This window comes from Planctopirus sp. SH287 (genome assembly GCF_056500625.1).
This window is the reverse complement of record NZ_CM151403.1, coordinates 2,903,192-2,929,726: the sequence shown is the minus strand read 5'-3', so window position 1 is coordinate 2,929,726 and position 26,535 is coordinate 2,903,192. Positions and strand designations below refer to the sequence as shown.

General features: G+C 53.5%; 23 protein-coding genes. 15 read left to right on the top strand and 8 right to left on the bottom strand.

Features of this window, described 5'->3' with window-relative positions; translation table 11 throughout:
• From SH287x_RS10785 to SH287x_RS10770, 4 genes are all read right to left on the bottom strand, one after another.
• Complete coding sequence (locus SH287x_RS10785) at positions 1 to 1,515, bottom strand: tetratricopeptide repeat protein (RefSeq protein ID WP_479514317.1); 1,515 nt, start codon at positions 1,513 to 1,515, stop codon at positions 1 to 3.
• An 82-nt stretch (positions 1,516 to 1,597) separates the two neighbouring features.
• A complete protein-coding gene (recO, locus tag SH287x_RS10780; protein ID WP_479514316.1) occupies positions 1,598 to 2,347 on the bottom strand; it encodes a DNA repair protein RecO in 750 nt (249 codons plus the stop codon).
• Between the two features lie 183 nt (positions 2,348 to 2,530).
• Positions 2,531 to 3,112: a hypothetical protein gene (locus tag SH287x_RS10775; protein WP_479514315.1), complete on the bottom strand. Its 582-nt coding sequence runs from the start codon at positions 3,110 to 3,112 to the stop codon at positions 2,531 to 2,533.
• 176 nt (positions 3,113 to 3,288) lie between these two features.
• The gene (locus SH287x_RS10770) at positions 3,289 to 3,684 is read right to left on the bottom strand and encodes a Minf_1886 family protein (RefSeq protein ID WP_479514314.1); all 396 of its coding nucleotides are present in this window, start codon (positions 3,682 to 3,684) and stop codon (positions 3,289 to 3,291) included.
• A 440-nt stretch (positions 3,685 to 4,124) separates the two neighbouring features.
• On the opposite strand from SH287x_RS10770, the gene xylB reads away from it, so the two are divergent.
• From xylB to SH287x_RS10740, 6 genes are all read left to right on the top strand, one after another.
• The gene (gene xylB / locus SH287x_RS10765) at positions 4,125 to 5,660 is read left to right on the top strand and encodes a xylulokinase (RefSeq protein WP_479514313.1); all 1,536 of its coding nucleotides are present in this window, start codon (positions 4,125 to 4,127) and stop codon (positions 5,658 to 5,660) included.
• 135 nt (positions 5,661 to 5,795) lie between these two features.
• The gene (locus SH287x_RS10760; protein WP_479514312.1) at positions 5,796 to 6,752 is read left to right on the top strand and encodes an ornithine cyclodeaminase family protein; all 957 of its coding nucleotides are present in this window, start codon (positions 5,796 to 5,798) and stop codon (positions 6,750 to 6,752) included.
• A 187-nt stretch (positions 6,753 to 6,939) separates the two neighbouring features.
• The gene (locus SH287x_RS10755; RefSeq protein WP_479514311.1) at positions 6,940 to 8,682 is read left to right on the top strand and encodes a pseudouridine synthase; all 1,743 of its coding nucleotides are present in this window, start codon (positions 6,940 to 6,942) and stop codon (positions 8,680 to 8,682) included.
• Between the two features lie 93 nt (positions 8,683 to 8,775).
• Complete coding sequence (locus SH287x_RS10750; RefSeq protein WP_479514310.1) at positions 8,776 to 9,744, top strand: dihydroorotate dehydrogenase electron transfer subunit; 969 nt, start codon at positions 8,776 to 8,778, stop codon at positions 9,742 to 9,744.
• Positions 9,745 to 9,924: 180 nt separating this feature from the next.
• Complete coding sequence (gene obgE / locus SH287x_RS10745; protein ID WP_479514309.1) at positions 9,925 to 11,067, top strand: GTPase ObgE; 1,143 nt, start codon at positions 9,925 to 9,927, stop codon at positions 11,065 to 11,067.
• A 118-nt stretch (positions 11,068 to 11,185) separates the two neighbouring features.
• Positions 11,186 to 12,133 (top strand): ribose-phosphate diphosphokinase, encoded by a 948-nt coding sequence (locus SH287x_RS10740; protein ID WP_479518697.1) that lies wholly within the window; start codon positions 11,186 to 11,188, stop codon positions 12,131 to 12,133.
• 329 nt (positions 12,134 to 12,462) lie between these two features.
• On the opposite strand, the gene SH287x_RS10735 is transcribed toward SH287x_RS10740, so the two are convergent.
• Positions 12,463 to 12,615: a hypothetical protein gene (locus SH287x_RS10735; RefSeq protein ID WP_479514308.1), complete on the bottom strand. Its 153-nt coding sequence runs from the start codon at positions 12,613 to 12,615 to the stop codon at positions 12,463 to 12,465.
• Between the two features lie 207 nt (positions 12,616 to 12,822).
• On the opposite strand from SH287x_RS10735, the gene SH287x_RS10730 reads away from it, so the two are divergent.
• The 6 genes from SH287x_RS10730 (at position 12,823) to SH287x_RS10705 (ending at position 19,223) form a co-directional block, all read left to right on the top strand.
• Positions 12,823 to 14,628, top strand: a complete 1,806-nt coding sequence (locus SH287x_RS10730) for a hypothetical protein (protein ID WP_479514307.1) — start codon at positions 12,823 to 12,825, stop codon at positions 14,626 to 14,628.
• Between the two features lie 115 nt (positions 14,629 to 14,743).
• Entirely contained in the window at positions 14,744 to 15,211 is a 468-nt protein-coding gene (locus SH287x_RS10725) for a hypothetical protein (protein WP_479514306.1), read from the top strand.
• Positions 15,201 to 15,656 (top strand): cupin domain-containing protein, encoded by a 456-nt coding sequence (locus tag SH287x_RS10720; RefSeq protein WP_479514305.1) that lies wholly within the window; start codon positions 15,201 to 15,203, stop codon positions 15,654 to 15,656. The genes SH287x_RS10725 and SH287x_RS10720 overlap by 11 nt, the downstream gene beginning before the upstream one ends.
• Positions 15,646 to 17,334, top strand: coding sequence for a hypothetical protein (locus SH287x_RS10715; RefSeq protein ID WP_479514304.1), 1,689 nt, complete (start codon positions 15,646 to 15,648; stop codon positions 17,332 to 17,334). Before SH287x_RS10720 ends, SH287x_RS10715 begins: the two co-directional genes overlap by 11 nt.
• A 147-nt stretch (positions 17,335 to 17,481) precedes the next feature.
• Positions 17,482 to 18,678, top strand: a complete 1,197-nt coding sequence (locus tag SH287x_RS10710; protein WP_479514303.1) for a THUMP domain-containing class I SAM-dependent RNA methyltransferase — start codon at positions 17,482 to 17,484, stop codon at positions 18,676 to 18,678.
• 173 nt (positions 18,679 to 18,851) lie between these two features.
• Positions 18,852 to 19,223, top strand: coding sequence for a response regulator (locus tag SH287x_RS10705; protein WP_479514302.1), 372 nt, complete (start codon positions 18,852 to 18,854; stop codon positions 19,221 to 19,223).
• Positions 19,224 to 19,294: 71 nt separating this feature from the next.
• Here the strand turns inward: SH287x_RS10705 and SH287x_RS10700 are convergent, their stop codons facing one another.
• Entirely contained in the window at positions 19,295 to 20,416 is a 1,122-nt protein-coding gene (locus tag SH287x_RS10700) for a disk-shape morphogenesis protein volactin (RefSeq protein WP_479514301.1), read from the bottom strand.
• Complete coding sequence (locus SH287x_RS10695) at positions 20,413 to 22,527, bottom strand: hypothetical protein (protein WP_479514300.1); 2,115 nt, start codon at positions 22,525 to 22,527, stop codon at positions 20,413 to 20,415. Before SH287x_RS10695 ends, SH287x_RS10700 begins: the two co-directional genes overlap by 4 nt.
• Positions 22,528 to 22,928: 401 nt before the next feature.
• On the opposite strand from SH287x_RS10695, the gene SH287x_RS10690 reads away from it, so the two are divergent.
• Positions 22,929 to 23,792: an NAD(P)-dependent methylenetetrahydromethanopterin dehydrogenase gene (locus SH287x_RS10690; RefSeq protein ID WP_479514299.1), complete on the top strand. Its 864-nt coding sequence runs from the start codon at positions 22,929 to 22,931 to the stop codon at positions 23,790 to 23,792.
• 75 nt (positions 23,793 to 23,867) lie between these two features.
• Here SH287x_RS10690 and SH287x_RS10685 read toward each other — a convergent pair whose 3' ends face one another.
• Positions 23,868 to 24,059 carry a hypothetical protein gene (locus SH287x_RS10685; RefSeq protein WP_479514298.1) on the bottom strand — a complete coding sequence of 64 codons (192 nt, stop codon included), beginning with the start codon at positions 24,057 to 24,059 and terminating at the stop codon, positions 23,868 to 23,870.
• Between the two features lie 451 nt (positions 24,060 to 24,510).
• Here SH287x_RS10685 and SH287x_RS10680 point away from each other — a divergent pair, with 451 nt between their 5' ends.
• Positions 24,511 to 25,422 (top strand): UbiA-like polyprenyltransferase, encoded by a 912-nt coding sequence (locus SH287x_RS10680; protein WP_479518696.1) that lies wholly within the window; start codon positions 24,511 to 24,513, stop codon positions 25,420 to 25,422.
• 313 nt (positions 25,423 to 25,735) lie between these two features.
• Entirely contained in the window at positions 25,736 to 26,224 is a 489-nt protein-coding gene (gene bfr / locus SH287x_RS10675) for a bacterioferritin (protein WP_479514297.1), read from the top strand.
• The last annotated feature ends 311 nt before the right edge of the window (positions 26,225 to 26,535 follow it).

Here is a 26,535-nt window from a genome sequence, read left to right as displayed (position 1 = left end):
TCAGGACTCTCCAGCGTCACTGCCCGAAACTTGAAGATTTCGAGGCTCGAGAGTCGATTTCCCAGGGGAATCGCTATCGTCGGAATCGCTGTCACTCGAATTGTCGGAATTCGATTTCTCACCATCTTCCGAAGGGGCCGAAGGCTCTTCTTTATTACGGCTTCCCCCCCACCAGCTTTTAGAACCTTCTGATTTTTCTGTCTTTTCAACAGGCTTTAACTCAGGAGGTGTGGTCGGCGTGAGGCCGGGAATGGGAGGAATCAACGTGGGTTTGGGTGCCGGTGGAGGTGCCAGACGAAACTTGTTCCCAGTGGCATATTGTGGCCCCAGTTCATTCAGCACTTCACGGGCTTGAGAAGCCAGAGGGGAATTGGGATATCGGTCAATCAGCATGTGGCAATACAAGCCAACGGCATTCGGCTTTTTCTTTCTTTGATAGAATTGAACCTGATCCCACAACCTTGCGACTTCCGCTTCTTGAATGGCGGCCAATTCCCGCTCAAGTCGTGCCCGATCCTCTGCTTCGGGGTACAGGCGCATGGCCGTCTCTTTCAGCTGACGTGCCTCTTCCAGCCGTCGTCCGTCATAGCCGGCTCCTTCATAGGACATCAGCTTGACGTGAGATCCCAGCAGAAACGCTTTTTGAACATGAGGACTATTGGGGTACTGTTCTCGCAGCAATGAGAAATAATTGTCTGCTTCAACCCACTTGCTTCGTCGGGCAAAGTGGCTGGCTGCCAACATCAGTGAATCGTCAGCCAATGGCCCCGCAGGATCGTTCAACCAGATCGCCCGGAGTGCAGCGATGGCGTTTCCTTCTGTGTCGAAGACGGGCCGCTTCTCATCAAAGAGATTCAGGCCAATCATGCTCTGGCGTTTTTCATCACTGGGTTCAGGCGCGGGAAGATGCTGACCGGGAGTGTCCAGATTGGCCTGCTGAATCTCGTTGACCTGCACAATTTTCGGGTCATTCAACCAGATACGAGCAATTTCAAAGAGCCGGCGAGAGGTGGAATCCAGATATCGCGAAGAGGGATATTCCTTCAACAGGACAGCAATAATGTCGTATGAGTCCGCGTAATGTTGCCGCTGGAATGCTGATTCCGCCTGCATGAACAGAGCGTCTTCGCGAATCTCACTCTTTTTGTACTTCTTGGCAACTTTCTTGAAAGCCGCCTCGGCTTCTCCAAATTTGCCTTCTTTGAACAAGACCTCGGCTGCTTCGTAGTCTTCACTTCCCACAATCGGGGCCAGTGATCTTCCATCGCTGTCAGATAACCGGCTGGCACTGGCCTGAGCAACCTGATCGCGGCGAAGCCGTCGCTCGGTAGGCCCCTGGACGCCATCGATTTTCGGTTCTGGAAATTTGGAAGCCAGAGGGGACTGCCAGTTCATGGTGCTGCAACCAACCCCTGCCACTCCCAAAAGAAGTAACAGACTGGCGACAGTCATCCAGCGGGCCAGCAAGCTGACCGTTGGCACATAATGATGATGATGCGGGCCGGTTCCAGACATGGTCATCCATGACACAAAGTCGGGCAGGTGCAAAGAGACGGGAAAATTGAGCAAGCCCGCTGGTCATAGCAGATCATCGCAATTACTGGAAGCGCAGTAGTTTCAACGTATTGGGGCGGCGACCTAAAATCTGACTGACAGCAGCCAGCATGACTTGGCGAATTTCCTTAACTTGTTGTGACGATGGGATTAAACGCTGCCAGCTTGTCGAGTCTTCCTCAGCGAGCCGGCGCAGCAATTGAGCTGTTCCCGCATGCACAGGGATTTGTGAATAGTCCTCTTTCTGGCAATCGGGACAGATTAATCCCCCCTGAGTTGGCCAGTAACCAAAAAGTCGTCCTTCGACCAGGCTGGCCTCACAGCCCATACATGTCTGGAAATCGGGAAGCTGGCCCGTTTCCCGCAAAAGGCTCAACTCAAAACGGGTCATTTTGATGGCGAGATTCTGCACATCGACCAAAGATTCCAACAACAGCTTCGCTTCATCAAACAGGACTTCATGAGGGTCGTAATCTTCTGTCAATGACAGTAGAAGTTCCGCGACATAATAACCTGCATAAAGGGCGTTGAGCTGGTTGGCTTCAGGGCGAAAGCGTTGAACCAGCCGGGCTTCGGTCAGCAGATCAAGTCCTCCCGAACCTTTCTTCAGAAAGACAACATCGCAGATCGCCAGCAAATCCAGCGATGACTCGAACGGCCCCTTCAAACGTCGTCCTCCCTTGGCTAAGGCGGAAAAACGACCGTGCTCACGAGAAAACATCACCACAATGCGACTGGTCTCACTGAAGTCGGTCACTCGGAGAATGAGCGCGACCCCTTTCTCGGCAGCCATACTTTTCGTCGATCCTTGTCTCAGGTATCACAGGCCAGATAGAAAGCCCCGAGTGCATTGTCAAAACTTAAAAGCGGGGTTGAACAGGTTGTCAAGTCCGACATCGGAGGACGTTGCTACGCATCAAACCCCAAGATAAAGCCGTGACACGGCTCCCAAAGGAATCTGACCCGTGAAATCGCCTCAGGGAGTCTTCTGGTTTGATTGAAGATCCAAAGCCACCTGCAGTTGTTTCTGAACTTCAGGCTGATCCGGATAGGTCAACGGACTGAGCTGAGTTGCGGGAATCCGTGGGTCTCCCAGGCCAGTGTCACCCCAGGATGCTTTTCCCTGTGTCACGCTCCAGGTCTCCCCATGCTTCTGCAAGGGAAGAATGATCCGGGTTCCTGCCGGCCAGTGTCGAAGCTCAGGAAGCAGGGGAACAGCTTCCAATGTGGCCCCTTTCCAGGTCTTGAGGACAGGAACCATGGCTGCCGGCAACGATGATTTCCCATGATTTTCAGGGACTTCAATCGTAACCACAGCATCAGAGACCGTGATCTGGAGTTGGTTCACAACAGGAGGGTTGGCTGTCGTAGCGGCCAGTGTGCCCAGGACAATGATCCAGACAGCCACCATTCCACCAGCCAGATAAAGTGGCCAGCGATGGGCAGGAACCACATCAAGGGGAATCACAGGAGGGCCGCTATGTTGTCGTGAGGGAGGTGCAGCCTGGGTTGTTGAGGGTGATCCGCCAGTCGTCACCGGGGGAGCCATCCCCATCATGCGATTCCTCCCTGAAAAAAACACGGGGATGTTCCCACCACATTGATAACCAGAATCCAACGCAGAGTCTGCTGGCTCTGCGTTCGCCATCAATGAATGGACACTATCCTGAGTTCAGAAGTCCAACCAGTCAGAGTTGAATACCGCCCGTTCATAAAAGACGGGTAACCTGCCGCTTAGCGAAAAGCCTTCGTGGTATCAACGGGATAGGCTTCCAGAAACACGTCATTGAATTCATAGATGCCATCGAAGTCTGTCAACTGGTCATCGTCGGTCTTGCGAAGTTCCCCCCGCTCCACCAGGTCGAACACCACTCGACCAAAGTCATGTGTCGACTCAATTCCCCAGAGACGAAAGACCGTCGGGGCCATCATCCCGAACATGCGTGTCCCAAGAATTCGGACACCCTCCAGAAGCTCGACCCCGGAAATGTGGGCCGATTCTTCGTCCTCATCGAGGTTTCTTAGCTTCCCCGCCTGATCCTGCGCCACTTTCAGTGCCTCGGTCACGAAAAGGTACGCTTGGGGCGGAAATTTCAGTTTTGGTCGGGCCGCGCGATCAATCAGGCTCATAGAATTTCACGTTACCGAAAAGACTTGAGGGATGCGGAAAAAAGATGATAACAGCCCTCCGGCTTATATCCCCCGATAATACACACGCAACTATGGTTGACGGAAGACTGAACTGAGGTAGCTTTTGTCGAAATTCGTTCCCCACTCGCTCCTCAAACTTAAAAATCAGGGTTGAACCCGTTGCAAAATCCTGCAACCGAGGACATTCCTTCGCAGGAAATCCCCAAATAGAGCCGTAATTACGGCTTTTTTTGCGTCGCCCGCGCAGTGACGTGTCTCTTCTGTTAAACTCCTGCTCCGATCGAGGTGAGCTTTTCTCTATAGTCTCCGCTGGGTTAACCGCAATCGCTTCCACTTGGCAGAACGTTGCTTCTTTTCCCGGCCATTTCTGTGGCCAAAGCCGCCCGTAGTGTAGATGAACATCTTGAGGGTAGAGGTCTATGGGCGTTTTTCTCGGTATCGACATCGGCACCAGTGGCACGAAAACTCTCGTCATGCAGGCCGACGGCGAAATCCTCGGGACAGCAGTGGTCGAGTATCCACTCTCCAGCCCCAAACCCGGATGGTCAGAACAAGACCCCGAAGATTGGTGGAACGCCACAACCGAAAGCATCAAGAAGGCACTCAAAGCCGCTAAAATGAAGGCTGATGATGTCTCAGGCATCGGCCTCAGTGGTCAAATGCACGGCAGCGTTTTTCTCGATAAGTCGCATGGCGTCCTGCGTCCTGCCATTCTCTGGAATGACCAGCGAACCACCGCCGAATGTGCCGACATCGAAAAGAAAGCCGGCGGGCGAGAAAAACTGATTGAAATGGTCGCCAACCCCGCTCTCACCGGGTTTACGGCTCCAAAAATCATGTGGGTCAAGAAAAACGAACCCAAAATCTTCGACAAGACCACACAGATTCTCTTACCGAAGGATTACGTCCGCTTCCGGATGACAGGCACGTTTGCCACCGAAGTGAGCGATGCTTCCGGGACACTCCTGCTGGATGTCAGCCAGCGCATCTGGTGCAAGCCTCTGCTCGACAAGCTGGATATTCCCGCTTCCTTGCTCCCTCAGGTTTATGAATCCGAAGAAGTTTCAGGAACACTGAGCGCCATTGGCGCCAAGCAGCTTGGATTGAAGGCCGGGATTCCTGTTGTGGGCGGGGCTGGCGATCAAGCCGCGGGTGCTGTGGGCAATGGCATTGTGAAACGAGGCGTGATTTCCGCAACCATGGGAACCAGCGGCGTGGTCTTTGCCCACTCCGATGAAATGCAGATTGATCCGCAAGGCCGCGTCCACACGTTCTGCCATGCGGTTCGTGGCAAATGGCATGTGATGGGCTGTGTTCTCTCTGCAGGCGGCAGCTTGCAATGGTATCGAAACACGCTGGGACTCGTTGAAGTTGCCGACGCCAAACGCCTGAAGACTGACCCCTATAATCTGATTACTGAGCAGGCGGCAGAAGCTCCTCCGGGTTGCGAAGGACTCTTCTTCCTGCCTTATCTCACAGGCGAAAGAACGCCTCACGCCGATCCTCTGGCTCGTGGTGCCTGGATTGGGCTGACACTGCGTCATGGACGTGCTCATCTGATTCGTGCCGTGATGGAAGGGGCCACCTATGCCATGCGGGACTGCCTGGAAATCATCAATGAATTGAAGATCCCGATTCGCGAAATCCGGGTATCAGGCGGTGGTGCCCGCAGCCAGTTCTGGCGTCAAATGCAAGCTGATCTCTACGGCCGGCGCGTGGTCACGATCAACGCCGAAGAAGGCCCTGCTTATGGCGCCGCGTTACTCGCAGCAGCTGGGACGGGCGAATACAAGAGTGTGGTGGAAGCCTGCACCGCCACCATTCGCATGAATGGCGCGACTGACCCCAATTCAGAAGCCAAGCGAATTTACAACAAGTCTTACCCCATGTTTGGTAAGCTGTATCGGTCACTCAAGCCCGACTTCCCCGAGCTGGCCAAGTTGGTGGACGTTTAGTTCATCAGCCATCACCTGCCGGAATGATACCGTACTCGGTCAAAAGTGAGACGTTCCGCCTCGCGATATACAAGAGGTGATGAAGGCATCATCTCTCACCGCGGGCACTATAACACCCTTCTGAGAGTCGTCACCATGACTGCCATTTTCCTCTCTGAAGGGGATGTTCGCTCCGTTGCTGACATGCCTCTGGCGTTAGAAGCTGCTGAGCGGACATTCGCGGAATTGGCTGCTGGAACCGCAGTAAACATTCCTCGCGAGCGTGCTCCTGCACCGGGGATCATCCTGCACAACATGGCGGCCTCGTCGGCTGTCACTCAGGTCTTGGGAACAAAGTCTTACACAACGACCCGGCAAGGTGCCCGTTTTCATGTCACCTTGTGGGATGCGATCAGTGGTCATCCCCTGTGTATTATTGAAGCCAACTATCTGGGGCAATTACGAACCGGGGCAGCTTCAGGGCTGGCTTGTCGACTGATGTCAAACCCCGAGTCGCGAGTTGTCGGCTGTCTTGGCTCGAGCTTACAGGCACGCACGCAACTGCAAGCGGTTTGTTTGAGCCGTCCGATTGAACGTATTGAAGTTTATTCTCGCAACAGTGAACGCTGCTCGTTATTCGCAGATGAGATTTCTCAACTTTGTGATGTTCAAACTGTCGCGGTGCACAGTCCTGATGAAGCGGCCAGTGAAAAAGACATTGTGATCTGTGCCACGTCGAGCAAGACCCCCGTTTTTCAGGGAACCGTTCTGACGCCGGGTACTCATCTCTGCGCGGTGGGGAATAACTATCTGACAAAAACGGAAATTGATCTGGAAACGATCCGTCGGTCAGACTGGATTGTCTGTGATGATCTGGCGGCCTGCCAGAAAGAAGCAGGTGATTTTCTGCCTGCTCTGGAAGCAGGGTGCCTGGAGTGGAGCCGCGTGCAGGAATTAGGCCACGTGCTTGCCGGGAACCAGACGGGGCGTGCTCATGCCGATGACATTACTCTTTTCAAATCGGTTGGCCTGGCGATTCAGGATGTGATTTTCGGGATGGCCGTCTATGAGCGCGCCCGGGATGAGGGGCTGGGGCAAAAGCTACCGTTCTAATCGCCACTATGTCGCAGCCCTCAATGAATTTGCCCCGTTTTACCTCAGCAGTGTCGCGATAAGTGCCTGACCGCCTCCCTGGTAAAGCAGGCAACAAGAGCCGTCCTCTTTTTAACGAACGGCTCGTTACTCTTTCACTGATCAACCTGCTAAACTAAGGGACTTACTATAAATTTTCAGGAAAATCATGAAACGCTCCCGTCCCTCGACAGACCGTAATTTTAAGCCACGCAAGCCGCGTGCCCCGAGGGAGGCGACAACGGGAGAACAGCTTCAAGGCGAACGACTACAGAAAGTGTTGGCAGCCGCTGGATATGGCTCCCGTCGTGCTTGTGAAGAGTTTATCGAGATGGGACGCGTCACAATCGATGGCGTCGTCGCTAAAGAGCTGGGCGTTCGCGTTGATCTGGCAACACAAAAAGTCGCCGTCGATGGTGAAAAGCTCAAACCCGAGGAAAAGAAGTATTTTCTATTCCATAAACCAACCGGTGTGCTCTGCACCAATTCAGATCCTGCTGGTCGGCCCCGTGTCATTGATTTCTTCCCGCCCAATGTGGGTCGGCTCTTTACAGTCGGCCGGCTTGATGATGGCACCGAAGGGTTGCTGATCGTTACCAATGATGGGGATCTGGCCGAGCGATTGACGCACCCCAAGTTTGGAATTCCCCGCACCTATCGAGCCGTTGTGGCGGGGTCGCCATCGGCAGAAGCCCTGCAACAATTGCTGGAAGGACTCTACTTCACCGAAGGCCGCTTCCGGATGTCGAGCGTCACTCGTATCAAATCGCAAGGAGCCGCTACGGTTCTTGAAATTGTGATGCGAGAGGGACAAAACCGTGAAGTTCGCCGGTTGCTGGCCCGTGTCGGGCATAAGGTCATGAAGCTGAAGCGGGTGAGCTATGGCCCGATCAAGCTGGGGGATCTTGAGCGGGCGGCTCACCGTCGGCTCAGTGCGGAAGAACTCGATAAACTGCACGATGTTGTGGCGGGAAAGTGGAAAGAACCTCCTCCCCGCAAAGCCTCCTCTCGCGGTGAAGACCGAAGGAAGACTCCCAATCGCTCTGGTGAAGGATTGGGCAGCTCTGATGAGGTGACGCAGAACTCGTCCCGTTTTTCTGGTGAAGGAGCCGCGTTTGCTGGAAGACCCACGCCCCGAGGTAAAACCAGCGGCACAAATTCCCGCAGTACACGGATCGGTGTTACGGGTGGCCCCATGGCCAATGCACTCGAAGCGACCGTGATTCCGGGTTCAAAGTTAAGGCGATTAGGGGCTGCCCGACAGGAAGCCGCCGCTAAAGAAGCCGAGGCGGCGACTAAAAAAGCGGCTCGCGCCAAATCAGACGCTACTGCCATGGCCTCCTCTTCTTCTTCAAATCGTTCTAAGAACACCGCATCGCCTGGCCCAAGGGCTTCGCGCAGCAAACTGCCTGAGAGCCTCGCTCCGGTCATGGATGAAAACTCCTCACGAGTCAAGCGGCGTGTGCTGGATGGCGACGGAGGGTTTGTTTCTTCTCGCAAGCTGCGAGGGGCGGCTCCCCGATTGTCCTTTCCAAAGGGCGTTTCAGGGAATGATGCGTCAGAAAGCGACGAATTTCTGCCTCCGCCACCCATTGAAACACTACAGAGTGGCCGAAAGCTCCCGCGGACAAAGGATCATGTCATTGCTCCTCGTCCACGTGGGCGCGCCATCGCAGAAGCCTCCGTTGATGAGGACTCTCACAGCAGTGATTCTCACAGCGGCGACTCTCAAACATCGATTGGGAAACGCTCATCCGGGAAACGCTCACCAGCAAAACGGTCTCCCGGAAAACCCTCAACAGGGAAACGCACAACCAGCAAGCCGACCCTTCGCAAGAAAACGTCAGCCAAGCCGTCCTCTCGTTCGGGAAAGAGTTCTGAAAAGTCGGCAACTCACAAAAAACGCCGCTGATTTGCTTTCAGCACTTGATCATGAGTTGCCTGTTGTGGGCCTCATTTGCTGAGAATACCCTCACTGCACCTTCCTTCCTTAAATCACTTTTGTATGTCCTCCATCGCCACACATTCCTGTGCAGCCACCACACCTTCTTGCCAGTCGGATGAGATTCCGTCGCTGGGTTTACCGGGGCAGGTGGCAACTGCCATTCAGAAGACATGCCAGGTCGTCCTGCATGAGTCGATGGCTCGGAAGACCTACCGCATGCGGCTGGATTGTGCAGAGTTAGCCCGGCAGATCACACCGGGACAGTTCTTTATGATTCGTGTGCCGGGAGAAAATGACCCACTCCTGGGGCGTCCCTTTGCTCTCTTTGATATTTGGAAGAATGCAGCGGGGGAAATCGCCGGGCTGGAATTTGGCTATGTGGTCATTGGAAAAGCGACGGAAAAGCTCAGTCGTTTGAAAACCGGTGATGAGGTAGAGATCTGGGGGCCACTTGGAAACGGATTCCCGGCTTCCCCCGGTGGTCGAGTCCTCTTTGTCGCAGGGGGAATTGGTCAGACACCTTTTCTGGCACTGGCTAATGAGGCTTTAGGCCATACGCGATATCCTGCCGTAAGCCCTCGGCCTGTCGTGACACCACAACAGGTCACGCTCTGCTACGGAGCCAGGTCTGCGGAGTTTCTCGCAGGAGTTGACGATTTTCGGAATGTCCTGGGGCTTAACGTGGAAATTGCGACGGACGATGGTTCGTCAGGTCATCACGGCTTTGTGACTCAGCTTCTGCAAAAACATCTGGAAACTCCGGGGGATCCCATCACAATTTATGCTTGCGGCCCGGAACCGATGTTACGAGCCGTACAGAAATTGGCATTGGCGGCTGGCGTCACCTGCTGGTTGTCTTTGGAAACGCCCATGGCCTGTGGCTTCGGAGCCTGCTTCAGTTGTGTGGCTCGCATTCGTGAAGACGACGGCACACCAGAGGGTTCATGGGATTACCGCCGAACGTGTGTCGAAGGCCCCATTTTCGAGGCTCGCGATTTGATTTTTGAGGATCGCCCGGCACACCACTGACAACCTTATGATCCCTCAGCAACGGTTATCTCCGGTGAACTCGGTCTGACTCCTGAGACACCAACACCTTGATCGCTTTGATATTCCACCGCTGATTTTCAGTTTTAAGTAACAACTTTAAGTAACCATGAGCCACCAGGCTCCCACTGCGACCATCGCTCTTACGGTATTTGGCAGACCATGTTTGTTGATCAAATTGAAATTGTTTGTAAAGGGGGCGATGGCGGCCCCGGATGTTCAAGTTTTCGCCGCGAAGCTCACGTCCCGCGAGGCGGCCCCGATGGGGGTGATGGCGGGCGCGGCGGCCACGTGATCATTATTGCCGACGAAAACGTCGACAGCCTGGTGCATCTGGTCGGTGTTCGTCACTGGTTCGCAGAAAATGGAAACCCCGGAACCAGTTCTTTGAAAACGGGGAAAGATGGTGGCGATCTCGTTATTCGTGTTCCTATGGGAACCATCCTCCGCGATGCCCAGCGCGGATTTGTCCTCCGCGACCTGACGGAAGATGGTGACACAGTGGTGGTTGCCAAGGGGGGCGAAGGAGGATACGGCAACACGCGATTTATGTCATCGACAAATCGCGCCCCACGCGAGTTCGGCCCTGGTGATGCGGGTGAAAAACGCGAATTAATGCTGGAGTTAAAGGTCGTGGCCGATGTCGGCCTGATTGGAAAACCCAATGCCGGTAAGTCCACGCTGCTATCGCGGCTCTCTCGTGCCACGCCCGAGATTGCGAACTATCCATTCACAACGAAACATCCCAATCTTGGAATTGTCCGTGTCGGTTACGAGCGGCAGTTCGTCATGGCCGACATTCCGGGGTTGATCGAAGGAGCGCATGCCGGAGTCGGTCTGGGACATGAGTTTCTGAGGCATGTGGAACGCACGCGAGTGCTGGTTCATTTGATTGAACCCAACCCGGATGATCAGACAGATCCCATCGATAATTATCTGCAAATCCGTGAAGAATTACGGTTGTATGACGATGAACTGGCGCAACGCCCCGAGATTGTCGTGATCAGTAAATCAGAACTGTTGGATGCCGATGCGGCAACAGAGCTTTTACAGGAAACCATTGGCCGGCCTGTGCTGCAAATCTCGGCTGTAACAGGTAAGGGCCTGCCAACTCTGGTCAAACAGATCATTGAAATTCTTGACCGGTTGAAACAGGAAGCGGAAGAGGCTGAGGCAGAGGCGGCATACCTGGCGAGAAAAACATCCACAGAACCCATTGATCTTGCCACTGAACTTGCCACAGATCTCGCAGAGGTTCCCGCCGTTGAACATGAACCTGCCAACCCTGAAAATCTCTCCAGCTAGCAGCACCTGGCCGGGCGAAGTGTGAGCAAGAACGCCGGGCCGCTTGAAACAAAACTCGTGGATCGTTGAAATGAGTGTCTCTCGAGAGACACTCTTCGGAAGGATGATATCTGTGGCCATGTACGATCAACTCTGCCTGCTCAGTGGCAGAGCTCACCCGAAACTTGGCCATGAAATTGCCAGCTATCTGGGAATAAATCTGGGAGCTGTGGAACTGAGCAATTTTCCGGATGGCGAAATCTCCTGCCGTCTGTATCAGAATGTTCGTGGCGCGGATGTCTTTCTGGTTCAGCCCACAGGGCCAGCCGTCAACGACAATCTGATGGAACTGCTGGTGCTGATCGACACTTGCAAGCGGGCGAGTGCCGCTCGTGTGACAGCGGTGATTCCGTACTTCGGATATGCCCGGCAAGACCGCAAGGACATGGGCCGAGTGCCGATTACCGCCAAGCTGGTGGCGAACCTGATCACCAAGGCAGGGGCTGATCGTGTGCTGACGATGGATCTCCATGCGGCTCAGATTCAGGGTTTTTTCGATTGCCCGGTCGATCACCTCTATGCGGCTCCCATTCTCGATGAGTACTTCCGTTCGTTGGATCTTCCCAAAACGAATTTGGTGATCGTGAGTCCCGACGAGGGGAGCATCAAACGATCACTCCAGCACGTGGAGCATCTCGGGGGTTCCTTCGCGATTGTCGACAAGCGCCGATCCAACGCCTTTGAAACACGCCAGGAGAATTTGATTGGCGGCCCGATCACTGGGAAAACCTGCATTATTTTTGACGATATGATCACCACCGCAGGTTCCATGGTGGGAGCCGTTAAAGTGGTTGCTCACCACGAGGCCGCAGAAATCTACGTGGGAGCCACCCATGCCATTATGTGTGGTTCTGCGGCGCAGCGTCTTTCAGAAGCCCCGATCAAGGAAATCGTTGTCACTAATAGCCTGCCGCTAACGCCTGAACAAAAACTGCCCAACTTGCGCCAGGTTTCAGTGGCACCACTTCTGGGTGAGGCAATCCGGCGAATTCATCGAAATGAGTCCGTCAGCTACCTCTTTGACTGAAAGTCTATCCGGGAAGGCTCCCTCTCCCTTGAGCATTAGTCTCTACACATCTCAAAAACCCCATAATAATAGTATAAAACACGAAGCGTAGAGGGACATCACCTGAAACCTAGCCATCCCGTCTTGCCTATTCTGTGAATCTAACGATCTCTTTGAGGACGTTTTTCTACTTTTTCAGAAGATGTTTTTTCGAGATCAATCTTGATTCCGAGATGTGTAGAGACCAATGCTCCCTTGAGGGAGAGAGTTGGGGTGAGGGGGCCGATGAACCAGCTGTGTTTCCAAAGCCAAAACCAATCCCCTCATCTAGCCTCCAGCGACCTTCCCCTTTAACCGAAGAAGGATTCGAGCGCTTTCGGATACGCTCTGGCTCCAGACGTCACGCCCGTCTGGGGCGATGTGCTCACGCGAACACGTTTTCTCGCTGTTAGCCCCTTGAATTCGCCAGCCATTTCGTCTCGAAATCGGTTCGTGCCCAGCATGAATCATACCTCCTGCGTATCCCACGCAAAAAAAATCAAAAACCGTTGGGGCCGTTGAACTTTGGGTAGGAACACCTTCTTAATGAAGGTATCGTATATTGTGATGATTTAACAAATTCTGCCCTTCTTATTTGTTGATTCGATTTTCACCTCCTTGTACTCGCCGACTGCGACGTTCATCTCGCGGTTGTTTCCAGTGAGCCGTTTATGTCGATTGGAATTTCCCCCTGTCCGGGGTGTGGAACGCTTTTGCTCGATGACACGGTTGAGTGTCACCGTTGCCATCATGTCTTTGATCGAGAACGGGCGATGGAACTGGCGATCCAGGAATTGCCCACAGACGATGCCGTCATTCAGGATCTGGGAGTCTGCCACAATTGCGGAGAAGCGGTGCGCAGCGGACTGGTGCGTTGCTGGAACTGCTCGGTCTTCCTGCGAGCCGATATTCAAGCGGCTTATGACGAAAAACAGTTGGAAATTCCCCGTCCCCAGGTTGCTGTCGACCAGAACCCGCAATCCCGCTCGATGCTGAGGCCACTGCCACACACAGCGGCCAGTATGAGCGAAGCCGATAAGCATGCACAATTGGCAGCATATGCGGCGGGACACAATGGGCACGAGCCTGGAACCCATTCAACAGAGGCTCCAGGCAGTGCGACCTTGCCTGTCGATGAGACCATCGCGGACGATGACGACTTTGAATTGTCGGATGATATTGTTCTTTCGGAAAGTGCTTTCTCTCCCGAGACATCGCAGGTTGCCCAAATCGAGGGAGAAGCTGCCAGTCAAGCAGAATCACTGAATCAATGGGATCATTCGCAGGCAGAGACACCTCCTGACGTCTTTGAGATCCCTGCGATTCCCGAATCTGAAGCCACAGAGGGAGACGATCCGGCAGCTTTCACCATTCCCGCCGATTTTCAGGGAGAAGGCGCGACTCAGGATGCCACCCCTCAGGACGAGGAACTGAGTGAAGATGATCTGCTGCTGCAAATCGCACTGACCGAAGAAAAAGAGGCTCTTGAACAGGCGGCAAACCCGAAGAAAAAACGAGGATTTGTCACCACATGCGATGCCGGATGTAAAGTCCGCGTCATGGAACATCATCGAGGAAAAGTTGGCAAGTGTCCCAAGTGTGGTGCCAAGCTGACCGTTCCTCTTCGCTCGTCAACAGGGGCGGGAGCCGAAGAACCTGCTCCGCTCGATCCTCCGATTGTGCTCGCGCCGATTGGCAAATTTTTGCATGTAATTCCCGATGTCCAGCAGCATGTGATCCCTAAGGGGAAATTGAAGCTGAAAGAGGGTGCCCATGCAAAATCGCCTTCGCTCGTGGATCTGGCCATTGATCCCCAGACACTCGTTCTCCTGACCTGGCCCAAGGGAACGATGCTGAAACCAACGACAAAAAAGCTCCCGGAGTTGCGTGCGGCTCTCAAGGCGAAACTGACATCCAAGCCCGATGAAACCGACCTGAGTCCCGCACAAGTTTCTACAGCATCGGTCACACCAGAGTCGATCGTCATCGTTCAGCCCTCCATTCCCGGAAGCAATGAATCACTCCAGGGGGTGGCTGTTTTCGGCAAAGGGCGGATTGCTCTGGAATTGCTGGCGACGGAGGAAACGGCTCCGCAACAATTCTTGACCTTCAACCTCAGTCAATTCCGGCAGTTGGCTCGTGCGATCCACGAAGGAGGCCAATGGGCCAGCTTTGCCGAAGGAAGCGGCATCCCGTTGGTCACTGAGCCAGCGACACTGACATGCCATTACAACGAAACGCCAGTGCAAGAACTGAAGGATCTGGAGTACTTCCAGAATGACCCCGGCTTCACTTTGCAACTGACTGGCTACCGCTGCCAGGGTTGTGGGCTGATTGTTTCTGAAGATGGACGAAAGAAAGAAAAGATCGGTGGCAAAACGCCAGCCTCCATCAAGTCGGCCAAGTGCCCCAAATGTCAGAAGCCTTTTGGTTACGGCCCGCTCTATACGCTACAACGCGGCAAAGCCAAAAGCTGATTCGAGACAACACCGCCCTTGTGATGAAACCTTCGTCTGGAATTTTTGCGGCAATTGCGGTCGAATCGATGAATAACAGACAACTCTGACATGTGTTCGACCAGTGGATCTTTCCATGAAACCGATCCAGCGTAATTCCGGTGCGGCTCGCGGGGCCGCTTCACTGTTAGCCGTGACATTTGTGATCGTTGCTGGTCTGGTCGGGTGTGCAACCATTGTTGTGACGGCCACCCAGGAGATTCTGGTGCCATTGGCGCTTTGTATCACCATTTTCGCGATTCTTGGCGGTGTCTGTTTCTGGCTGGTCGTCGCTCCGGGAAAACCTGTTGGCGAGACAGCCATAACCTGGCTTTGGCAGCATCGGGCAGAAAAACCGCAAATTTCCTACCGTCTGAAAAAGATCAAACGCACCACTGCTGAATCGGTTGCTCCACGCCAGCCACCCAGCGTTGAATCACTGCGGGATGCCAAAGAAACGTTTGCACGCTGGGTTCCCGCCAGCCATGGCCGAAATTCCACCAGCAAGCCTGCAAGCCATGGCCTCACTTCACCGACCCAGAGGAAAGACTCCCATGCCGGGTGAGACGGTCGTCACAACGCGTCAGGCGACAGGACAAATCCTCTCCCTGGACGAGATTGATCCCGTTTCCTGCCCCTGCGGCTTCGCGCGCCGAGCGTTTGGTGACCAACCCAATTCGCCTGTCAGCGTTCATTACACACAGATCCTGCAGAACGCACGCACGCATTATCATCGCGAACATCACGAGATTTATGTCGTGCTGACCTGTGAGAACTCGGCCTGTATGGAACTGGACGGTGTGCTGCACCCGCTCAAGCCGCTCATGGCGATTTCTATTCCCCCTGATGTCAGGCACCGCATCGTTGGCCAGGCGACAATCATCAATATCGTTTCACCACCATTTGATCCGCAAGATGAATGGTTTGACGACACCGCAGATGAAGTCATGTCATGTCCACCCGCCAGGCAGGCGATAAATCCGCCAGCAAAGGAACCTCATGTCAATTGATCAACATTGGGGGGTGGGTTCAGAGAGTTTGATCAACCTCTTTCCCTGCACACCACGGCAGTGGAGACGATGGGCAGCGATGATCGGCCTCTGTACTTCGAGCTTTTGGACTGCCGGCTGTGGAACAGCCCCGCCGGAGACGATTCCTGTCCCTGAAACATCCCCAAAGTACGAACAATCATCGTCTCCGTCTTTGCCCACACGTTCTTCAAACAGCAAAGGAAAGCCAACTGAGACCGCAACTTCTGAAGACTCAAGTCTTTCGCAAACAGCAGCACAACGGCGTGCCGCTGACATCGCGGCCAACATGGACGAACTCCCTGAAATGGTGGTTCCCGAAGCTCATCCTGACGCTTTTGCCAACACCCCGACATCCCCGCTGATGCTTGCCCCGCAAATCGTGGCGATCGATGTCCCCGCCCCCCGTCGAACAGATGCCGAACTGGAGTCGCTTGGCTTCCATGTGGTGTCATCTCCAAGAATCCAGTTGGTCACCGATTTACCAGTTAAGGATGTCGAAGGACTTCCTCAAATCGGAGAGGAATTGCTTCAGCAATTGGAAGTTGATTTTGACCTGCTCTGGCCCAAAGAGCAGCGGCTGACCGGTTACCTCATGGTTGATCAACGGCGTTTTCGGGAAGCTGGCCTGTTGCCTGAAGACCTGCCGGGATTTCTGCACGGCCGGCATCGCGGCAGCGAGTTCTGGATGAATTCTCAAGCAGCACCTTACTATCAGCGGCATTTGTTTCTTCACGAACTAACACATGCGGCGACACTCATTGGTGACCGTGAGACCCTTCCAGTCGGTTTCAAAGAAGGAGTTGCCGAGTGGTATGCGACTCACAACATCACTGAGGAACAGAAGCCGCTCTTTGGGGTCATGCCCGATGCCCCGGAAAAGTTCTCTGGCTGGGGCCGAATCGGGCTGATCCGGAAAGATGCCGCAGGGCAATCTTTGCGTTCCTTCGATGATCTGCTTCAAATGACGGCGGACGATTTCACAACCAACGATGACTACGCCTGGGCTTGGCTATGGGTGGATTTTTGCAGTCGGCAAGCCCCCTATGATGCTGCCTTTTCTCAACTGCGAAAGTCACGGGATCTTGCTGATTTTTCCCGGAAAAGTCAGATGATCGACACAGAGTCACTCCGCTGGCTGGCCAGTGAATGGCTCCGATATGCCGCGGATATGACCTATGGTTACGACAGCGGATTGGCTGGCATGAAGCATGCCTCTTTTGAATCGCTGAAAACCTTTGAATCACTGCAATCCTCGCCAATTGAAGTCAGCATTGAGGCTCGGGGAGGCTGGCAATCGACGGGAATTCTGGTGCCTGCGGGAAAAGCGATTCAGATACGTGCCACTGGTCAGGTGGAACTCAATCGTACGACTCGCCCCTGGATCTCCCATCCCTCTGGGCTTTCGGTCGAGCATGTGGGAGGCGAACGCCTTGGCAAGCTGTTGGCCTGGTGGGCCATTCCCGATCTTTCCACCAGGTCCAAAGACTCAGAACTGGTCAAAGTGATGCCAGTAGGGCAGTCCGCCACGTTGACAGCCCCTCAGGATGCTGTGCTGTATCTGCGAATTAATGATCATTTTTCAAATCTGGCAAATAACAGCGGGCAGTATCTGGTCACAATGGAACCGGTGTCTGAAAGTTCTGGCCCACAAAAGTAGTAGCCGCGAGAAGAGTTTGTCAGGAAGCATGGTGGCCTTGTTGGGAGTCATCGTCTTCCCTACTCGCCATCGTCAAATCGTGTTAAACTGCCCGATCACAGCAAAATCGACCGCTGAAGATTTCGGCACCTGTTCTTTGAGAGTTTTATGACTTCGCTGGATTTAATCGCCACCACGGCTTTCGGTTTGGAATCAGTCGTCTCGCGCGAACTGGCCGCACTCGGCTACAATGAACAACAAATTGAAGATGGCAAAATCACCTTCAAAGGGGATGAGCTGGCGATTGCTCGTACCAATCTCTGGTTGAGATCAGCAGATCGTGTTCTGATGCAGGTTGGCAGATTCGTTGCCAAAGATTTTGACGAGCTGTTTGACCAGACGAAGGCACTCCCATGGAGTGATTTGCTACCGGAAGATGCGGCATTTCCCGTCAATGCCAGTTGTGTTCGTTCGCTACTGCACAATCCCCCCGCAGTTCAAAGTCTGGTGAAGAAGTCGATTGTTGAGAGCCGCAAGCAGACATCTCAACGTCACTGGTTTCAGGAAACGGGTTTTGAATATCCGATTGATGTTTCCATTCTTCGGGATATGGTCACCATCACACTGGATACATCGGGAGCCGGGCTTCATAAGCGCGGATATCGCAAAGTGGGCGGTGCTGCTCCTCTCAAAGAGACGTTGGCCGCGGCGCTGGTGCAGCTCAGTTTCTGGAACCGGGAACGACCGTTTCTCGATCCCTTTTGTGGCAGCGGCACCATTCCTATTGAAGCCGCTTTAATTGCCAAGAACCGCGCTCCCGGGTTGGATCGCAATTTTCAGGCCGAACGCTGGGAACGCCTGCCCTTAGAGAACTGGTTAAAGGCCCGCGAAGAAGCCCGCGACCTCCAGGTTCAAAAAGGAACGACATATCCCTTATTTGCTTCTGATATCAGCCCGCAAGCCATCCAGATGACGAAAGACCACGCACGTGCTGCGGGGGTCGAAGGACTTCTGCATGTTGTCCAGCAGGATGTTTTGGAACTCAAAGATTCCCGCGATTATGGCGTGATTGTCACGAATCCCCCGTATGGTGAACGGATGGGCGACCGGGATTCTGCGGAAGCCATCTATGATGATATGGCTGATGCTTTTGCTCCATTGACGACATGGTCTATTTATGTCCTGACAGCCGATGTCGGATTTGAGCGATTCTTCCGCCGCCGGGCTGATCGCCGCAGGAAGTTATACAACGGTCGCATCCAGTGCCAATACTATCAATACTTGGGGCCGCGCCCGCCGGGAAGTGCGGCGCATGATCCTGAGAGCAATGAGGAATTCTCGTCCTTTAGCGATGATCATTCCTGATTCGCAATCGGTTAAGCCGCAACACGGCACCGACCATCTGTTTTCTGCAGCCTGTTATCGAGAAAACTACAGGTGTAAGAATCCAGGGATTGAAAAGTATTATTAAGCAGAGATCTTCCCTGATATCCGTGATCTGTGAGACCTGAACACCCCTTTTTCTGAGAGTGAAGACCATGTCACGCCGCGTGCTGAATGTCGGCCAATGTGTTCCCGACACGATCAAGATCACAAATTTTCTGAAGTCGAGTTTTGATGTGGAGATTGTCCCCTCAGCCACGCTTGTGGAAACGCTCGATCTGCTCGGAAAGTCGCAATACGACCTGGTGCTGATCAACCGCAAGCTTGACGCCGACTACAGCGACGGGATGGACATCATCCGTCAGATGAAGGCCAATGAGAACTTTGCCAACGTCCCCGTCATGCTGGTCACCAACTATCCTGAGTATCAACAGGAAGCGGTCGCTGCCGGCGCGGTCTATGGTTTTGGAAAAGACGAACTGGCGACATCAGACGCCGTGAACCGGGTGGTTCCATACCTGAGTTAATATTGAATGGTCAATTTTTGGACGGCGACATCGGTCTGGTGAACCCATGAGGGTTACCAGGCCGATTGTCATTAAGCCGCCGGACGTTGCACGGCTAATTCTTCCAGAGCGGCATGAATGAGGCAGCCGCGGGCCACGCCGAATGGTGAAAGCTCCGCTGAGCGATAGGTTTCAATGGCAATTGGCCAGTCAATCTGGCGCATGGCGTTTCTCAACATCACAGGGAAACCCGCTGCCCGACTCAGTCCCCCGCCATAGGCAAGAACCGTGGGCTGAGGGTAGTTGGCCAATCCGGGCACCTTCGCCAGTCGACGGCCTGCCTCTGAAAGAACCGACATCAAAAACTGACGGTAAAGATCCGCATAGCGTCCTTCAACCATCATTGAGGGATGCCCTTCCTTAGAAGGAATACGACTGGCCTGCTCGCGATCGTTCCGAGCTTTTTGAATGCTCAACGCAAATTTAATCCCATTCTCAGAGCGGTCACTCTCAGTTGCGGAGTCGCCGCGTGAAGAGATGGAAAACGACATTGCGGCTAATTGTTCATCAATCCAGTGACCACCACGAGGAATGACGACGCGAGCAATTTCCCGCCCCTGATGCGCAACAGCAAACTCTGTCACAGAAGCACCAAAGACAGCGGTCACTCCACAAAAGCTCTCTCCAACTAGCTCTGCCAGAGTGACGGCGAGTGCCTGTCCCAACGCCAGAGGTTGATAACCACGAAGTTTTACCAATTGGCAACAGTAATCAAGCTCAGGCCAGTCGCCGGTAAATCCTCGTTCCATGAATTGCTGGCCGTTGACAGATTCTGGTGTCTCGGCAATTCGGGCAGAAGGGATCGTTAAACAGCAAATTTCTCCTGGCGTTTTTGCCTCAGGGAGAATCGCATCAACCATGGTGGCCATGATTTGCCGCACGAGTGCGTCTCGCGTATCCAGCTTTCCGCCGGGAAGCACGGAATAAACTGGCAATGACTTAACCCGAGCCAGCTCAATAGCGGCATCCCCCAGGACAACCAGTTGTTCACCACAGGGAACAAACACAGCCTCATTTCGGGCCAGTCGCTGCCGCTGCTGTGGATCATCAGGAATGATGATATAGCTGGCAGGAAAACGCCGGGCACGGAGTTCGCGACCATGGTGACGAACCGACCGAAAGACAGATGTACCGAGATCCAGGCCCATACTCATGACTGTTTTGTCCCACGAAGTTGAACCAGGGCGCGTTCAAAGGGCGCAGTCGCACCTTCGCTGGCCGGAACAACTCGTTCACCTGTAATCGCATTTTGTGCGACGTCAACTCGCCTGAAGACTGGTTTCGATGCCGCTTCCGTTTCGACACTTCGGCGATGATCCGATCGGCCGATAGGACGGTCTCCCATCGGGATCGGAGATAACGGTTCATCATTCATGGAACGGCTGGATGGCAGAAAATGCGGCATTTGCTCAGAGGCTGTCGACATGGCCGGTTCTGCCGGATCGATGCGGACAAACCGTCTGTCACTGGTCAGTTCCTGGAATCGCAATTGTCGATTGACGATGACCGGTTCTTCGACCAATTCCAGACGCTGATGCAACAGGTCTTCAATCACTCGCTCAACGGGGATTTGCTGAGCCGTTGATTGCTGAGTTGTTGATCCCTGAGTTCTTGATTGCTGTGCCGGTGGCAATTTTTCTGCTTCTGAAGCGTCTTCCCGTAATGTGGGAACAACCACACTCGTTCGATCTTCTGACGCAAGTGCCGTCTTGCCAGCCTCATTCAGAATCAGATGAAATGGCTGTGATAACTCGCTCGCAGAACTCTGAGGCTTGGGCGGCGGCGATGATTGATCATCGACCGATTCTGCGGTGCTGACAAACCGCTCGAGTGAAAGAAACGTGGATGGATCTGACGAACGTTTCTGAGAATTGGCAGGATCAACCAGTCGACCGACCACAAATGCCGCACCCATCAGGCCGATCACTCCGCCCAGAACGGCTGCCATCGCAATGACATTGCCGCCAGTCCATCCCGTTGAAGCCGCTTGAACGTCATCATCAAAGGAAGGCGGTTCTGGAGCATCTGGGAATGGAGTGACCTGATTAACTGCGGGAAGCTCAACACGTGTGGGGCCAGTGTAAGGAGCCAGGGAAGGGATCGGAACGCTGCCCTCGTGATTTGAGGGATTCATCTCACTGCGATCCAGAACCGCACCACTTTGGGACATTGTCGTCGCCAGGGTGCTTCGAGCCGTCCCCTCAAAAGGAATCGGGTTAGCAGCGATTTGAGGATCGAACCCCGCGTTGAGAGGCGGTGGAGGGACATCTTCTACTCTCCCTTGAGAGTGAAGTTGACCACCATGAGCTGGCGGTTGCAACGAGGGTTTGAAACCTGTTGGAAAGTTCGTCGCACTTGAAAGAGTGCCTGTGGTTGTCGATACAGACCGCTGATCGTGTGTCGAAAGTCCTTCGCCGGGTAATGTGGGTATTGGCAATTGTGGAGCCATGATCGACTCGGTACGCCCCACACCAATCTCGGCTTGCTGGAGATTCGCCGTGTTGGCTTCAGCCACGGAAACTTCTCCACGCGGTGAGTTGATAAATCCCGCCGGAGCAATGTTCGCACTCCCCACAGGCTGCCCCATGTGAGCATTGCTTTTTGTCGAAGAGAGTTCTCTCACTGCTGGAAAATCGGGGAGAGCACTCCGCTCAATCAACTGTTGCGGAAAAATCAGCAACGCGCTTTCAGCGATGGTCTGATCGAGAGAATTGACGCGAATAGCGGCAAGAACTTTGACCTGTGCGGCCAGTTCCGGTCGCTGTCCCAGCATCTGGCAAATGCTGTTCACACTCGCCTGATGAGGTTTCACTCGCACGATGACCGGACGATCAATCACTCCCAGTAATGCCAGTTGAACCCCTGAGGGTTCTGAAACGTCAGGCTGTTGCGGAGCATGAGAGACCACCTTCTCGGCAACAATCACATCACCATTCTCAAGAGAGGTGTTTCCCTCCGGGAGATAATAAACCCGTTGATCAGGACGTGACTTCCGAATTAACCGCAAACTGGGGGAGGCTTCTTGCAGCAATCCACCGTTCTGCTGAATCAGCGCCTCAAGAGAGATCTTGACCCCAGCAGGAATTCGGTAGACGCCTGGCTGGGGAAAATTTCCCACCAAAGCGACAAAGCTCTCTGCCTGAGAAGGGGCAGAGGATGAGAATTCGATAATCCGGGGTGTGGGGCGATGACCCTGTGCCACGGTTGTCCCGCAAACGCACATTCCAAATCCCAGTGCCAAGGTCGCCATCCATGGCCACTGCATAATCCACACTCCGCAAAAAAACGATACAAAGCAAAAACGCGATGCTTTTGATTTCATCGGCAGAGACGACGCAGACCATCAGAAAAACAGGCTTGAACCATCGGAATTGAACGCCTGAGCACGTTTTCTCAAAGTCTTCGGTGCTGCAAACAATCAGCTGCGGCAGATTTTGCCGGATGCCATCAGGATGCACACATAAAACCTGAGTGCGTTGTCAAAGTATTAAACTTCGGGTCTCTTCTGTTGTTAAGTCCGACAACAGAGGACGTTGCGGCGACATCAACCCGAAGACGAAGCCGTGACACGGCACTGAGAGGCCAGCAAGCCTGGAGTCAGCGTCATGACTGGTTATGATCAACACCACATTTTTCCTCCAACAGCCATCAATAGCTGAGGTCTTTATGGATCGCATCCTGATTCAACTTGATACCGATCTGCACGCCAGCGTTTTTGATCGTGTGGTGGCTGTTGATTCAGGGGTGGATCAACTTTTCAGCTATTGTGGCATGACACCAGAAGCGGCTGTCGCTCTGGTTCACGGTGCGATTTTTACGAGAAAAGTGAGTGACCTGAAATCGACCGCCATCTTTGTCGGTGGCAGTGACGTTCGCGCGGGCGAAGCGGTCTTTGCCAAGGTTCGATCGACATTTTTCGGCCCCATGCGCGTTTCTGTGATGCTCGATTCCAATGGATCGAACACAACCGCAGCGGCAGCGGTGGCTTCAGCGGGAATGCATCTTCAGCTATCACAAATCAACGCCACAGTTCTGGGAGGAACCGGGCCTGTCGGATTTCGTGCCGCTCAGCTATTGGCAGCCGCAGGAGCGAATGTCACGCTCGTTTCCAGGAGTGCAACCCGTGCCAGCGAGGCGTGCGTGCAACTCCAGCATCTGGGATTACCCGGAAAAATCACCGCAGCCGTCTTCAATGGAGATGGTCAAACCGCTCAGTTAATAGAAGGAGCCAACCTGCTGATTGCAGCCGGTGCGGCTGGTATTGAACTGGCCTCGCTGGAAGATTTGCGCCAAAAGGGAGTCCAGGTGGTGGTGGATGTGAACGCGGTTCCCCCGGTTGGCATTCGAGGTGTTGAACCGGGCGATAAAGCCGTTCATCGTGATGGGATCATCTGTTACGGCGCATTGGGCGTCGGAAATCTGAAGATCAAAGTCCATCGCGCCGCGATTAAAGAGCTGTTTACAACCAATGATCTTCAGCTCGATGCGATGGCCATTTATGGCATTGCTCGTCACATCATCGCGGAATAGCAAAACACTGAATAACAAATGGCTGAGAGGTCATTGAAAATCCCGGCCACTCGATGAAGCGGACTTGGGAAATGTTCAGGCCATTTCGTTCAGTGAGTCGTATCCCATGTATGCAATGATCCCAGCGGCTAACAGGAAAATCACATCAAACGTCACGCTTCCGCCAAAGGGGATGCCGGCAACCATATCGACAATGGCAGCAAGGCTGACCAGAGCACATGCAGCAAATGATGCGAAAATGATCTTCTTTGGCAGACTCGCAGCCATAAGATGTCGACTTTCCTGAGAGGCAGTAAAACAGGGATCATCCAGACGGTGTGGCTTTCCGGAAAAGGAAATGAACGTAACGTCCGTTCAGGTGCGTGTTGCAACCTGAGCCACTTGACGGGATCGAAGTATAAGGGGAGAGGTTGCCCTGACGCCAGAGAGAGGATTTGAGGAACCTGAGAACTCCTCACAGGAAACGTAAGTTCCTGCGGGAGGAAGCGATTATGACGCACGAAATCTCTCCAATCGCCCGGAGAAAACCGGGGAAGAACAGATCATGGACAGGGCACAAAATCCGGCATCAGCTAGAATCAATTGAGCAGGGCCGCACAATGAGTTCTTGCGGGGAATGCGTGGCGAATCTGGCAAAGCCGGCATTGGTTGTGTGACTTGACTCCCGATGTCTTTGCCTTGATAGCCCTTGATCGTCATGGAGATTTCTCACAACGCCATGTCCGCAGCACTAACCGATTATTGGACGACATTCACCAGAATCATGGGGCTGATTCGATTCAGTCACACGATATTTGCCATGCCCTTCGCGGGATTGGCGGCGATCCTTGCCTGGAGGACTGCCGGGGTTGTCTTCCGCTGGCAGGATCTGGCAGGCATTGTCTTGTGCATGATTTTTGCCCGGTCGGCAGCGATGGCCTTTAATCGACTGATCGACCGGGATGTCGACGCAACGAACCCGCGCACTCAGAATCGACACCTCCCCGCTGGCCTGCTTTCGCTGCCGGTCGTTGTAAGTTTCACGGTGATTTGTTCGGCGGCGTTCATTTTATCAACACTTTGTTTTCTGCCGAACCCATGGCCATTCTGGCTTTCAGTACCGGTGCTGCTATTTCTGCTGGGCTATTCCCTGGCGAAGAGATTTACCATCTGGTGCCATTACTGGCTCTCAGCCGCGCTGATGCTGTCACCCATTGCGACATGGATTGCATTAACAGGAACAATCGCAGCGCCCCCCCTTTGGATGGCTTTCATCCTCTTCTTCTGGGTGGGAGGATTTGATCTGATTTATGCCTGCCAGGATGCTGACTTTGACCGGTCTCGCCAGTTATTCAGTATCCCGAGCCGCTGGGGAGTCCCAACCGCTCTCCGGTTGGCTGCTCTCAGCCATGTTCTGGTTGTGATCGGACTCTTGGGATTATGGCAAAGTGCGGGATTTGGTTTCGTGTTCCTGCTGGGAATTGCCGCGATTTCCGTGCTATTGATCTATGAGCACTCTCTTGTCCGCCCCGACAATCTTTCGCGAGTAAACGAGGCGTTCTTCAATGTAAACGCTGTGATCAGCCTGGGAATCTTTGGATTGGGTGTCATTGACCTGCTCCTCAAAAACCAGGCCAATTTCTCATTTTGAACCCACGGTTTCTCCCATCAGCATTCGTTTTCACGACATGCAGGTCTCCATTGAGACCAGATCCGCACTTTCACAAGGTCTGGTCTCAATTCCGTGTAAGACTTGATATCAACTTGGAAAATCTCAACAGGAGTGGCGCAGCAGCCATAGCAGCCCACTTCTATCGCTCATAAAATCCGGGGGAGCTTGCCCTGTTTGAAAGTTGCGGTTCTACCGTTGAGATTGTGAAAACATCGGGCAATGTTATTGGAAAATCAGTTCGTGAATGCCGCAATTGACGGGCATTTCACTTCATTGAGTCAGGAGATTCATCATGCAAGGTCATCAGAAAGTCATCGACGCGCTCAATGCCGGTCTCACGATCGAGTTGACAGCGATTAACCAATATTTTGTGCAGGCAAAAATGTGTGCCAACTGGGGACTGCATAAGCTTGCCAAAAAGCATTACGAAGAATCCATTGGTGAAATGCGTCATGCGGAGAAATTGATCGACCGCATCCTGTTTTTAGAAGGTGTGCCCGAGATCGCCCGTTACGACGTGATCCGCGCTGGCACCAATGTTGAAGAACAATTCAAGTACGATCTGGAACTCGAAACCAAGGGCGTTCATACCTACAACGAAGCCGTGCAAATCTGCATGGAAATCAACGACAACGGCAGCCGTGAAATCATTGCTCCCATTCTGGTGGAATCAGAGGGGCATGTGGACTGGCTGGAGTCTCAATTGGACTTGATCAGCAAGATTGGCATTCAGCATTACCTGGCTCAGATGATCGGCGAATTCCCCGATGAAGGTCACTAATTAATACCCTGTTACGGCTTTGTCTTGGGGTTCAGTACGTCGCGCCCATGACGCGGCATGGTCTTCGGGCTGATGTCCCACACTCTATTAAGTATGGCATAGCCCGCTCATGGCCCCGCTCGCAGTTCGTTGATTAACCCGTTAAATCGGGTTTGAAACTCCACGAGCGGGCTGCAATCGTCAAAACAGGATCGATCACGGAAAAGCTCTGTTGGTTATCAATCGACGGAGCTTTTTCTTTTCACGTTTATTGCTTGAATGGCGTATCCGTTACATCACCGCGAAAGTCTGACATCATGTGACCTCTGAAT

Bases quoted from the DNA above. Each gene is read 5' to 3' on its own strand.
- SH287x_RS10725 (WP_479514306.1), top strand. From the start codon at position 14,744: ATGAAACCGATCCAGCGTAATTCCGGTGCGGCTCGCGGGGCCGCTTCA.
- SH287x_RS10715 (WP_479514304.1), top strand. From the start codon at position 15,646: ATGTCAATTGATCAACATTGGGGGGTGGGTTCAGAGAGTTTGATCAAC.
- SH287x_RS10710 (WP_479514303.1), top strand. From the start codon at position 17,482: ATGACTTCGCTGGATTTAATCGCCACCACGGCTTTCGGTTTGGAATCA.
- SH287x_RS10785 (WP_479514317.1), bottom strand. From the start codon at position 1,515: ATGTCTGGAACCGGCCCGCATCATCATCATTATGTGCCAACGGTCAGC.
- SH287x_RS10700 (WP_479514301.1), bottom strand. From the start codon at position 20,416: ATGAGTATGGGCCTGGATCTCGGTACATCTGTCTTTCGGTCGGTTCGT.
- SH287x_RS10720 (WP_479514305.1), top strand. From the start codon at position 15,201: ATGCCGGGTGAGACGGTCGTCACAACGCGTCAGGCGACAGGACAAATC.
- bfr (WP_479514297.1), top strand. From the start codon at position 25,736: ATGCAAGGTCATCAGAAAGTCATCGACGCGCTCAATGCCGGTCTCACG.
- SH287x_RS10770 (WP_479514314.1), bottom strand. From the start codon at position 3,684: ATGAGCCTGATTGATCGCGCGGCCCGACCAAAACTGAAATTTCCGCCC.
- SH287x_RS10690 (WP_479514299.1), top strand. From the start codon at position 22,929: ATGGATCGCATCCTGATTCAACTTGATACCGATCTGCACGCCAGCGTT.
- SH287x_RS10685 (WP_479514298.1), bottom strand. From the start codon at position 24,059: ATGGCTGCGAGTCTGCCAAAGAAGATCATTTTCGCATCATTTGCTGCA.
- SH287x_RS10705 (WP_479514302.1), top strand. From the start codon at position 18,852: ATGTCACGCCGCGTGCTGAATGTCGGCCAATGTGTTCCCGACACGATC.
- SH287x_RS10750 (WP_479514310.1), top strand. From the start codon at position 8,776: ATGTCCTCCATCGCCACACATTCCTGTGCAGCCACCACACCTTCTTGC.
- xylB (WP_479514313.1), top strand. From the start codon at position 4,125: ATGGGCGTTTTTCTCGGTATCGACATCGGCACCAGTGGCACGAAAACT.
- recO (WP_479514316.1), bottom strand. From the start codon at position 2,347: ATGGCTGCCGAGAAAGGGGTCGCGCTCATTCTCCGAGTGACCGACTTC.
- obgE (WP_479514309.1), top strand. From the start codon at position 9,925: ATGTTTGTTGATCAAATTGAAATTGTTTGTAAAGGGGGCGATGGCGGC.
- SH287x_RS10735 (WP_479514308.1), bottom strand. From the start codon at position 12,615: ATGCTGGGCACGAACCGATTTCGAGACGAAATGGCTGGCGAATTCAAG.
- SH287x_RS10760 (WP_479514312.1), top strand. From the start codon at position 5,796: ATGACTGCCATTTTCCTCTCTGAAGGGGATGTTCGCTCCGTTGCTGAC.
- SH287x_RS10775 (WP_479514315.1), bottom strand. From the start codon at position 3,112: ATGATGGGGATGGCTCCCCCGGTGACGACTGGCGGATCACCCTCAACA.
- SH287x_RS10680 (WP_479518696.1), top strand. From the start codon at position 24,511: ATGTCCGCAGCACTAACCGATTATTGGACGACATTCACCAGAATCATG.
- SH287x_RS10695 (WP_479514300.1), bottom strand. From the start codon at position 22,527: ATGCAGTGGCCATGGATGGCGACCTTGGCACTGGGATTTGGAATGTGC.
- SH287x_RS10740 (WP_479518697.1), top strand. From the start codon at position 11,186: ATGTACGATCAACTCTGCCTGCTCAGTGGCAGAGCTCACCCGAAACTT.
- SH287x_RS10755 (WP_479514311.1), top strand. From the start codon at position 6,940: ATGAAACGCTCCCGTCCCTCGACAGACCGTAATTTTAAGCCACGCAAG.
- SH287x_RS10730 (WP_479514307.1), top strand. From the start codon at position 12,823: ATGTCGATTGGAATTTCCCCCTGTCCGGGGTGTGGAACGCTTTTGCTC.